Annotated in this window: 8 protein-coding genes, 1 tRNA gene and 1 rRNA gene; all 10 read right to left on the minus strand. The window is 48.5% G+C overall.

Annotated features, from left to right (window positions below; genetic code table 11):
- Nucleotides 1–186: 186 nt before the first annotated feature.
- Nucleotides 187–1275, minus strand: a complete 1089-nt coding sequence (locus F456_RS0120330) for a hypothetical protein (RefSeq protein ID WP_018978875.1) — start codon at nucleotides 1273–1275, stop codon at nucleotides 187–189.
- A 244-nt stretch (nucleotides 1276–1519) separates the two neighbouring features.
- Entirely contained in the window at nucleotides 1520–2386 is an 867-nt protein-coding gene (locus F456_RS0120335) for a YitT family protein (RefSeq protein ID WP_026294011.1), read from the minus strand.
- A 266-nt stretch (nucleotides 2387–2652) separates the two neighbouring features.
- A complete protein-coding gene (locus tag F456_RS0120340) occupies nucleotides 2653–3276 on the minus strand; it encodes a PH domain-containing protein (protein ID WP_018978877.1) in 624 nt (207 codons plus the stop codon).
- 222 nt (nucleotides 3277–3498) lie between these two features.
- A tRNA-Ser gene (locus F456_RS0120345) sits at nucleotides 3499–3587 on the minus strand.
- Nucleotides 3588–3722: 135 nt separating this feature from the next.
- Nucleotides 3723–5006, minus strand: a complete 1284-nt coding sequence (gene serS / locus F456_RS0120350; protein ID WP_018978878.1) for a serine--tRNA ligase — start codon at nucleotides 5004–5006, stop codon at nucleotides 3723–3725.
- Nucleotides 5007–5013: 7 nt separating this feature from the next.
- Entirely contained in the window at nucleotides 5014–5619 is a 606-nt protein-coding gene (gene pdxT, locus F456_RS0120355; RefSeq protein WP_018978879.1) for a pyridoxal 5'-phosphate synthase glutaminase subunit PdxT, read from the minus strand.
- Nucleotides 5620–5626: 7 nt separating this feature from the next.
- Complete coding sequence (pdxS, locus tag F456_RS0120360; RefSeq protein ID WP_018978880.1) at nucleotides 5627–6508, minus strand: pyridoxal 5'-phosphate synthase lyase subunit PdxS; 882 nt, start codon at nucleotides 6506–6508, stop codon at nucleotides 5627–5629.
- Nucleotides 6509–6603: 95 nt separating this feature from the next.
- Nucleotides 6604–8016 (minus strand): D-alanyl-D-alanine carboxypeptidase family protein, encoded by a 1413-nt coding sequence (locus F456_RS0120365; protein ID WP_040925434.1) that lies wholly within the window; start codon nucleotides 8014–8016, stop codon nucleotides 6604–6606.
- Between the two features lie 340 nt (nucleotides 8017–8356).
- Nucleotides 8357–9814 (minus strand): IMP dehydrogenase, encoded by a 1458-nt coding sequence (gene guaB, locus F456_RS0120370; RefSeq protein ID WP_018978882.1) that lies wholly within the window; start codon nucleotides 9812–9814, stop codon nucleotides 8357–8359.
- A gap of 446 nt (nucleotides 9815–10260) precedes the next feature.
- Nucleotides 10261–10377 (minus strand): 5S ribosomal RNA (rrf, locus tag F456_RS0120375).
- Between the last annotated feature and the right edge of the window lie 117 nt (nucleotides 10378–10494).

Below are 10494 nucleotides of genomic sequence, written 5' to 3' on the forward strand. Positions count from 1 at the left end.
CTGCTCAGCAAGCGGAACATATTGAACAGGCGGAGGCGGAAGATGTGGATATAGCTCTCTCTGAACTTGATCAGTTCCCGCCGAAATAAATCCGTATAATAGGTTTTTGAATCGCAGTGGTTTTAAATCGAAAAGGAAAAGGCGGCCCTATAGGGCCGCCTTCTCTTGTTCGACAGAGTCAAGCAATTAGAATTCCATGTTTTCCAGTTCTTCGAGCGTAATGGTCTCGGTCGGAATACCGATCTCGAATGTTTGCTTCTCATTAACCTTGCTGTACGTCGACGATCCTTCCAGAGATACCGTACCCGAAGTGCTGGATTCCGGATCCTTGAAGCTTACGTCCACCGTCATTTTCTGATGAATTGGGAATTTGTCGGCGTTCAGCGCCGTATCTACCTGGAATGTATTAACTGTCAGGTAATTTTTCAACTCGTCCAGATCTTTGCTCATCTGCTCGTTATCTGCTGTGCTCAATTCTTTTTTCGCATCCTGCAGCTCTTGCTCAGTTACGCCGATCATTTCACGGTATTCAGGCGTGTCCAATGTTTCGATGACTTTCGGCAGCGCCACGTTTACCAGTGTTGTAATGGCTTCTTTGACATTCTCGTTCGTAACTTCGAAGCGTACAACGTCTTCGGCTGTTACGCCTTCAGGCAGCCCAGCTTCGCCAACAGCAACTTTCTTGAAGTATGTGCCTTCTTCGAAGCTGTCCAGTACCGCTGCACTCAGGTCTGCGCCCAGCTTCTGCGATTTTTTCGGATCCAGCATTGCTTCGTTGAATTCTGTGCCCTGCTCTGCAGCCAGTTCTTTCAGGTCAATTTCGATGAATTTACCCACCAGATTTTGCGGCAGCGGCAGAATAGCAATGTTCGGGATCTTCATGTACATTTTTTCCTTGGTCATAACAATCGGAAGCTTGATTGTCATTTCCATATCGCCTTTTAGCTTAACTTCCATCATCATTTCCATCTGCATCGGATCGCCCTGGTAGATCGCGTTTACGTTGAACTCCGCGCCTTTCAACATGCTTACAACTTGATCCACACTTTGCGAATCTGCACTGCTAGGAGGCATTACAACCGTCAGTTCGTTCAAAGTAAAGTTGCTGTCCATTTCATAGGAAGTTGCAGCCATTGAATTTGCTACCGATTCCTTCAGCAGTGCCTTCGGCGATTCTTCAACCGCTGCCGCCGAGTTATTGTTGCCACATCCGGACAACACCAGCGTACCTGCCATAGCTACTGCACCAAGTCCTCCAAAAAGCTTCTTGTTCATTTTTTAGTCTCCCCTTCATGTCTGTAAAAATTTTAATTGCCTTACTGACCTCTACTCCAGCCGTCAAAACCATAAGTACTGATTTTGACCGAATCTTTCGGACTTGTTTAAGTATACGTGATTAAAATTCGAAAAGTTTCAAAATTCCAAAATCGGCCATTTCGACTTATAAAAAAGGCAGGCCCCAAGAACCACTTCTATTCTTAAGTCCTGCCTGAATACCCTATTTTTCACATTCGAAAATTTAGTGGATATCTTTTTTCTTGAAGCGTCCTCCTTTGACATCGTGAATATTGCCTATTGCCAGAAAAGCCTTATCGTCAAACTGATTTACAATGTCCTTAAGCTTGGCTTCTTCAAGCCTTGTAATGACGCAAAATATGACTTTCTTCGGATCGCCTGAAAACCCGCCTTCGCCGGCCAAATAGGTCACTCCGCGCCCCAAACGATCCAGAATCGCATTGCCGATATCATCAATCCTGTCGCTGATAATCCAGACCGATTTTGATTCATTCATGCCTTCAATCGTAACGTCGATCATCTTGTAAGCAATGTAGTAGGCAAGAATCGAAAACAACGCACGATCCCAACCAAATACAAAACCGGCGCCCGAAAGAATAAAGAGATTGACGAACATAACAATCTCTCCGACCGAAAAGGGCGTTTTGCGCGATAAGAGAATAGCTACGATCTCTGTTCCGTCGAGTGACCCTCCGTTTCGAATCACGAGACCAGTTCCAACACCAAGGAAGATACCACCAAACACAAAGGCAAGCAGGCTATCCGTAACAAAGGCCTCTACCGGATGCAGCAGCACCGTTCCAATTGACAAAACAGTAATGCCCAGCAGCGTCGACAGCGCAAATGTCTTACCGATCTGCCTATAACCGAGAATCAGAAAAGGAAGATTGAATATAAATAAAAAGATACCGAGCTTCCAGCCGCTGAGGTAGGAAGCCATAACTGAAATACCGGTAATACCTCCATCCGTAATTCTATTGGGAACAAGGAAAAGTTCCAATGCTACTGCAACGATCATCGCGCCGATTATAATAAATAAAGTTCTCGTCAAAATTTGTCTGAATGTCCGCTTTTCGTGTATAGGCGGCATAGAAGACTTAACGGGCGGGGACGGGGACGGAATAATCGTCTCGCTCATTGTTCACTCTCCTTCCACATAGTTTAATTCTATTGTAAGATTCGCTTCTTGGCGTAGTAAACAAGCTATGTACGATCAATCACATATTCTAATGGATATTTTGATTATGCCATAACCTTTCATATCAATCATCCGTTTATTTCAAATTAAGCAAAAAGCCGTCCTTCTCGAATGAGAAAAGACGACTTTTTTGATGAAGAAATGGATAGGGTACGAATTTATTCGCCAACAAGATACAGCTCGAAAGCCGCGTTGTACTCCTGCGGATGATATTTATCATAGGCAGCCAGAAGCTCCGACTGAGCGTGCTGAAGAATAGCCCGATACTCGGAACTTGCACTGCCTGTACCGGAAAGACGACCTACCGCATCACGGCTATGTTCAAAACTACGCTCCACTAATGCCCAATGACGTGCATATTCGGTCTTAGTCATTCCGATCAAGGTAAGAATTTTATATAGCACGATCAGGGGTTCCAAATGTGCCTTGACCACGTCAATCGAGAAAGAACGCCCCATTGTAAACTTGATTTCCACATCCAAATCGGCAGTCCCCGCTGTCTCCAGAATAACATCGGTTGGCGTATGCTCGAAATAGTTGTAGCGATGGATCTGGCGCTTGCTGCTGATCGCCCTCTCTCCATCGATATGGATCATACCGATATTGGTAAACGCGTACTCATCTTTTGCAGACTTAAGCAGGAAATAAAGCTTTTCGTTCATTTCAGTGAAAACGTAAGCCTGAGCTTGGGAATTCGAAAAGTCAGACGGTGGGATAACTTTACATTTGTCGGACATGCCTGTAAGGTCAGAGGTGACACGAGAGAAGATGTTACGAGACAAGACAGTTCCACCTTTCAATATTGGATTATGGATATCACTGATACATATTTAGATTAACAATGTTCTTAAAATTTAACGATGTCAATTGATAATTAAAAATGTCTGTTAGAGCACTGTTTAAAACTCCAAACACAAAAAAACGCACCAAACCGTCATTCAACGGTAAAGTGCGTTCCGGTTATACTCACTGCAAAAGTTGATGCAGCAAGAGATTATTTAAGCTGGCGGAGAGGATGGGATTCGAACCCATGTGGAGTTGCCCCCTAACGGTTTTCAAGACCGCCCCGTTATGACCGCTTCGGTACCTCTCCATAAAACAAGTATTGAACCTAAATGCGGCGCAACACTTATTATTCTAACCTATTTGATGAGCATAAGCAAGGAAAATGCCCGTTCTCTTTGCACAAGAGTGTTGGAGAACGGGCTTCGCCTATATATCCTGTCTTTTACGCTTGTGGAGCAATCACTTTTACACCGCGCATGTAGGGCTGGAGGACTTCCGGAATTACGACACTGCCGTCTTCCTGCTGATAGTTCTCCAGGATAGCGGCTACGGTACGGCCCACGGCCAGACCGGAACCGTTCAACGTATGCACAAATTCCGGCTTGCCTTTCGGTTCGCGACGGAATCGGATTCCTGCCCGGCGGGCTTGGAAGTCCTCTACGTTCGAACACGACGAAATCTCGCGGTACATGCCGCTTTCCGGCAGCCAGACTTCAAGATCGTATGTCTTGGCCGCAGTGAAGCCCATGTCTCCCGTACACAATGCGAGTACGCGATACGGCAGACCGAGAAGCTGCAGTACACGTTCCGCATTAGCCGTCATCTGTTCCAGCTCGTCGTAGGAATGATCCGGATGCACGATCTTGATCATTTCGACTTTGTTGAATTGATGCTGGCGAATCAGACCACGCGTATCGCGCCCTGCCGAACCGGCTTCGGAACGGAAGCAGGCGCTGTAAGCGATGTACTTCTTCGGCAGATTGGCCGCTTCGAGAATCTCGTCGCGGTGATAATTCGTGACCGGAACTTCCGCTGTTGGGATTAGATAATACTCCGTATCCTTCAGCTTGAACAGATCTTCTTCGAACTTCGGCAGTTGGCCGGTTCCGTAGAGACTGTCCTGGTTGACGATATACGGAGGCAGCATCTCCTCGTAGCCGTGCTCCTCGCTGTGCAGATCCATCATGAAGTTGATGAGCGCACGCTCCAAGCGGGCACCGAGCCCCTTGTAAAACGTAAAGCGCGAACCCGTTACCTTGGCTGCCGCTTCAAAATCGAGGATGCCCAGATTTTGCGCGGTTTCCCAATGGGCTTTTGGCGTGAAATCAAACTGCCGCGGCTCGCCGATACGACGGATTTCCACATTGTCTTCTTCCGACGCGCCAATCGGTACGCTCTCGTTTGGAATGTTTGGGATCGCCATCGTGATGGTATCGATCTCTGCTTCCAGTACTCGAACTTCTTCGTCCAGCTGCTTGATCCGGTCCGACACTTCCCGCATTTCTGCGATCAGATCGTCGGCGTTCTCACGGTTTTTCTTCAGCTTTGCCACTTCGCCCGACACCGTATTACGGCGGTTCTTCAGTGTCTCCACTTCCTGCAGCTTTTCACGGCGTTCGCCATCAAGGCGTGGAAAATCGGCGATCAGGTCTTCGGATTTGCCGCGGTTAGCGAGCGCCTGCTTGACCCGATCGTAATCATTTCTTAATACTTTTACATCCAACACGGGAGCTTCATCCTTTCGGTTCTCCGGTCTTGGACTGACGCACCATATCCGCGAAATATTCATGCAGTCGGTAGTCGTCGGTCAATTCCGGATGAAATGACGACACGAGAAGATGTCCTTCCCGCGCCGTTACCATCTCTTCATTATAAACCGACAAGACTTCGACGTCTGCACCGATTTCCCGAATTAACGGTGCACGAATAAATACGGCACGAACCGGCTCATCAATTCCTTTGATTGGCAGGTCGGTCTCAAAGCTTTCCCGCTGACGTCCAAATGCATTGCGGGTGACCGTCATGTCCATCAGGCCGAGATGCGGTTCTTCCTGTCCTTCAATCCGTTTGGCGAGTACAATCAATCCGGCACAAGTGCCGAAGATCGGCTTGCCCGCTTCCGAAAACGCTTGGATACGGTCGATAAATCCGTACTGCCGCATCAATTTGCCTATCGTTGTACTCTCGCCGCCAGGAATGACAAGGCCGTCTATCTCATCCAGCTGCTGCGCTCTCTTCACGATAACGCCTTCGGCTCCTGCTTGCTCCAGGCTGCGAATATGTTCTGCCACGGCGCCCTGTAGAGCCAGTACGCCGATCTTGAGTGTGTTCTCTGCCATCGTTCGATTACCAGCCGCGGTCCTGCATGCGTTCCGAAGGATGCAGCTGCTTAATGTCAATTCCCTTCATCGGTGCGCCAAGGTCCTTGGATACTTCCGCAATCAGACGATAATCGTCGTAATGAGTCGTTGCTTCCACGATAGCGCGTGCGAACTTTTCAGGGTTGTCGGATTTGAAAATACCGGAACCGACGAACACTCCGTCTGCGCCCAAGTGCATCATCAGCGCCGCATCGGCTGGAGTTGCCACGCCGCCTGCTGCGAAGTTAACGACAGGGAGTTTGCCCTTTTCGTGAATATCCAGCAGAATCTCGTAAGATACGCCGAGGTTTTTCGCTTCTGCGTACAGCTCGTCCTTCGACAGGTTCTTGACTCTGCGAATCTGACCGTTAATTAGACGCATATGGCGTACGGCCTCAACAATATTGCCGGTTCCCGGTTCGCCCTTTGTACGAAGCATGGACGCCCCTTCGCCGATCCGACGCAGCGCTTCGCCCAGATCCTTCGCGCCGCATACAAATGGAATTGTGAATTCTTGTTTGTCGATATGGAAAACTTCATCTGCAGGCGTCAGCACTTCGCTCTCGTCGATATAGTCGACACCGAGCGATTCCAATACTTTCGCTTCTACATAATGTCCGATACGTGCTTTGGCCATGACCGGAATAGAAACAACCTTCATCACTTCTTCAACGATCGTCGGATCGGCCATACGAGCTACACCGCCGGCTGCACGGATATCGGATGGAACCCGCTCCAGTGCCATAACAGCTGTTGCTCCCGCAGCTTCGGCGATTTTTGCCTGTTCAGCGTTCATAACGTCCATGATTACGCCGCCTTTTTGCATTTCCGCCATGCCTCTTTTAACGCGCGATGTTCCTGCTTCCATATTGATAGCCCCCTGATGTTTTCCGATTTTTATTATACATTCTAGCGGTTAATTCTACAGCAGGGGGTAGAGCTATACAATCGATTCGGAAGGATTTAGAACAGGTTCTTGATGCTTTCGAACAGATCTGAGAAGAACCCGCCGATTGCCCGCATCAACTGTTTGAACCAACCTGCTTTTTCGACATCTGAAGAAGCAATAAGATCAACAGTTTTGGTTTGTGCTTCTGGCATTCCTTTGGCCTGATACGTGTAGGTTGCAGTGCCAACCTTATCACCCTTGGCCACCGGAGCTTCAAGTCCCGATTCGATGCTTGTCTGCACTTTCAACCCGCTGGCATCTGCACCTTTCGGTACGACAAAGCTGAGTGCTCCGGCTGTCTCATAAGCCACAGACTCTTCTTTGCCTTTCGATACCGCTACTGGTTCTTCGCCTTCGACTGCCTGATTGGCCGAAACCATTTCTTTGACTTCAAAGTTGTTGAATCCATAGTCCAACACTTTGCGCGTTTCGACAAATCGCGATCCCTGATCCTGAACATCGGTGCCCATTACAACGCTGATCAAACGCATACCGTCACGGACAGCCGTACCGGTAAAGTTATTGCCCGCTGCATTGGTATGTCCAGTCTTCAAGCCGTCCAATCCGTCGTAAGCATAAGCTTTAAGGTTCGGTACCGAAGCGTTAGCTTCCAGCATCCAGTCAAGGTTGTCGATTTTTCCGGTTGCTCCCGGACGGAACTGGTATGACTGAATAGTTGTGAACTCGTTAAAGTCCGGGTGATCCGTCACAATGTATTTTGCCAAAATTGCCGCGTCCATTGCCGACATCACTGTTTCCTGTCCATCGGACGGACGGGTTCCTTCCGGCATATCAGCAATATCCAGGCCTGTGGAATTGGCGAAGTGGGCGGTCTTCATCCCCATCCGCTTGGCTTCGCTATTCATCAGCTTAACGAATTCCATCTCTGTCGGTGCAACAGTTTCCGCCAACGCAACTGTTGCGTCGTTGGCAGAACCGATAGCCATAGCGATATACAAATCACGTACAGTATGCTGGTCACCTTGAGCCAAAAATACTCGCGACCCTACTTGAGCTGCAGCATTTTGGCTTACTGTTACTACGTCATCCCAGCTCATCTTTCCCTGCTTTACCTGTTCAGCAACAATGTATTCGGTCATCATCTTGGTCATACTGGCAGGCGGCAGTGGCGTTTCCGCATCAACGGAAAGGATAACTTCGCCTGTAACAGGTTCCAGCAGAATAGCAGATTTGACGGCAAGATTCAGGCTCTCAACAGTCGGAATTGCTTTTTGCGCAGCAGCAGGCGTCTCGGCCGCTTTAGTTTCGGTCGACTGAGTCGTAGTAGCTGCCGCATTGGCCAGGTTGGCCGGAACAACGGACAGACAGAGCATATGGATAAGCAGAACGGAAGCCGCACTTCTCTTCAGAAATTTGGGCTGATTGATCCGATTCTCCTCGGCTTGTTTTTTATAAGTAAAAGTCATGCGTTTCAATGGATTAAGTACTCCCCTCGGTGTGCTAAGTTTCTTGTTACTCCCTTCTAGTCTAACACAGGGCAATACGGCGTGTCTTCCTGCTTCATCATGAAAATCCCTTTCGCTTAAAGATATGGTTGAAGCAAAGAAAAGAAGAAAAACACGATCGTAACCTTTGAATACGACTGCCTGCGAGCCTCTTTGCTCTTGAACGGATGTCAGTTTCTGTGCAAGTCCATTCCAAATTTCTTTCTTTTTGATAAAAAACGGACCAGGCAAGCTGCCCGGTCCGTTTTTTGACTGCTTATGAAGATAAGAGCTAGATAGGGAATCCCTACAGTGCTTCCGATTAAACGGAGTAGTTCGGGGCTTCCTTGGTGATCTGTACATCGTGCGGATGACTTTCCCGCAGTCCGGCACCGGTAATGCGAACGAACTGGGTATCGTTTCGGAGAACGTCAAGATCTTTCGCTCCGCAGTACCCCATCCCCGAACGAAGACCACCGACCAGTTGGTTAATCGTATCAGACAGCGGTCCTTTGTAAGCGACACGGCCTTCGATGCCTTCCGGTACAAGCTTTTTATCGTCGTCTTGGAAGTAACGATCCTTGCTGCCCTGCTTCATAGCCGCAATCGAACCCATGCCGCGGTATACTTTGAAGCGGCGGCCCTGATAAATTTCCGATTCGCCCGGGCTTTCTTCCGTACCTGCGAACATGCTGCCCAGCATAACGGCATGGGCGCCGGCCGCGATTGCTTTGGTAATCTCACCGGAGTATTTGATGCCGCCGTCGGCGATAATTGGAATGCCGTATTCGCGGGCAACTGTTGCACAATCATAAATAGCGGTAATCTGCGGCACACCGATACCGGCTATAACGCGGGTTGTACAAATGGAACCTGGGCCAATACCGACTTTGACTACCGAAGCGCCGGCTTCAATCAAGTCACGTGTCGCTTCGCCTGTTGCTACGTTGCCGGCGATAATTGTCAGTTCCGGATGACGGCTGCGGATATTGCGAACCGCATCAAGGATGTTGATATGATGCCCGTGCGCGGAGTCGATCACAATGACGTCGGCACCGGCCGCTACAAGAGCGTCTACCCGTTCAACCGCATCGCTGGATACGCCGACTGCAGCGCCAACTAGGAGACGTCCCTGCGCGTCTTTCGCAGCGTTTGGGAACTGGATCGCTTTTTCAATATCTTTGATAGTGATAAGACCCTTAAGCACGTTGTTGTCATCAACCAACGGAAGCTTCTCGATCTTGTGCTGCTGCAAAATGCCTTCAGCTTCTCTCAGTGTTGTGCCGACCGGAGCGGTAACCAACTGCTCCTGCGTCATGACATCTTTGATTGCGATATCGTAGTCGTGGATAAATCGCAGATCACGGTTAGTAAGGATACCAACCAGTTTCTCGTCCTTATCAACGATTGGCACGCCAGAAATCCGATACTTGCCCATAACGGCCTCTGCATCGGAAACGAGATGATCCGGACTCAAGAAGAATGGGTTTGTGATTACTCCGCTTTCGGAACGCTTAACACGGTTGACTTCGTCCGCCTGCTTCTCAATCGGCATGTTCTTGTGAATGATACCGATCCCGCCTTCACGCGCAATGGCAATAGCCAGAACCGCTTCGGTTACCGTATCCATACCTGCGCTGATCAGTGGAATGTTCAGCTTTACATTTTCGCTCAATTTCGTGGACACACTAACTTCCTTAGGCAGAACTTCCGACTTTCTCGGAACAAGCAGTACGTCGTCGAATGTCAGACCCTCTTTGTCAAACTTGCTATTCCACACCCGATTTTGCCTCCTTTTTTCTCTCGTCCTAACCGCCATTTTTTCCTTATATGGAAAGCTGAAAGGGCTTTTCTGAAAATATATTATTGCAATCTTAGCAAAGGGGGTATGGGCTGTCAAGGTGAAAGAAAGCGAGCAGGCTCGCCATTTCCGAACGTTCTGGCATACGGGAACAATGTCTTTCTCTGAAGGACAAGCAAGTGATTTATCTTAGAATTTTTCTTCCTTTTTTTAAAAGCGAATTGTAACGAGTCAGTACTCCAATAACAATTTTAGCTGGACTAACAAGAAGCGACGTGTTCCTACTCTAAAAACGACCTCTAAAAACGACAACAAAAATCCTATCGGTCCTTGTACTTCAAGTTCTAAAAATATTGTTTACTATGGAACCTTATAAAAACAAAAAGAGCCTCTACCGTGTATACGGTAAAGGCTCTTTTTCATCGGCTTGGCAGCTTCCTACTCTCCCAGGACCCTGCGGTCCAAGTACCATCGGCGTTAGAGGGCTTAACGGTCGTGTTCGAGATGGGAACGTGTGGAACCCCTCTGCCATCACCACCAAACCATAGGCTTGTGAAACAAGCCGGAACAGAAGGTTAATCGCATACCCCTACGGGCAAAGCGAGTTAACGTTCTACATACAGGATTTGCACCCTGAAAACCGGATCCGAAACAATCTA

The organism is Saccharibacillus kuerlensis DSM 22868, from assembly GCF_000378145.1.
GTDB classification, from domain to species: Bacteria; Bacillota; Bacilli; order Paenibacillales; family Paenibacillaceae; genus Saccharibacillus; species Saccharibacillus kuerlensis.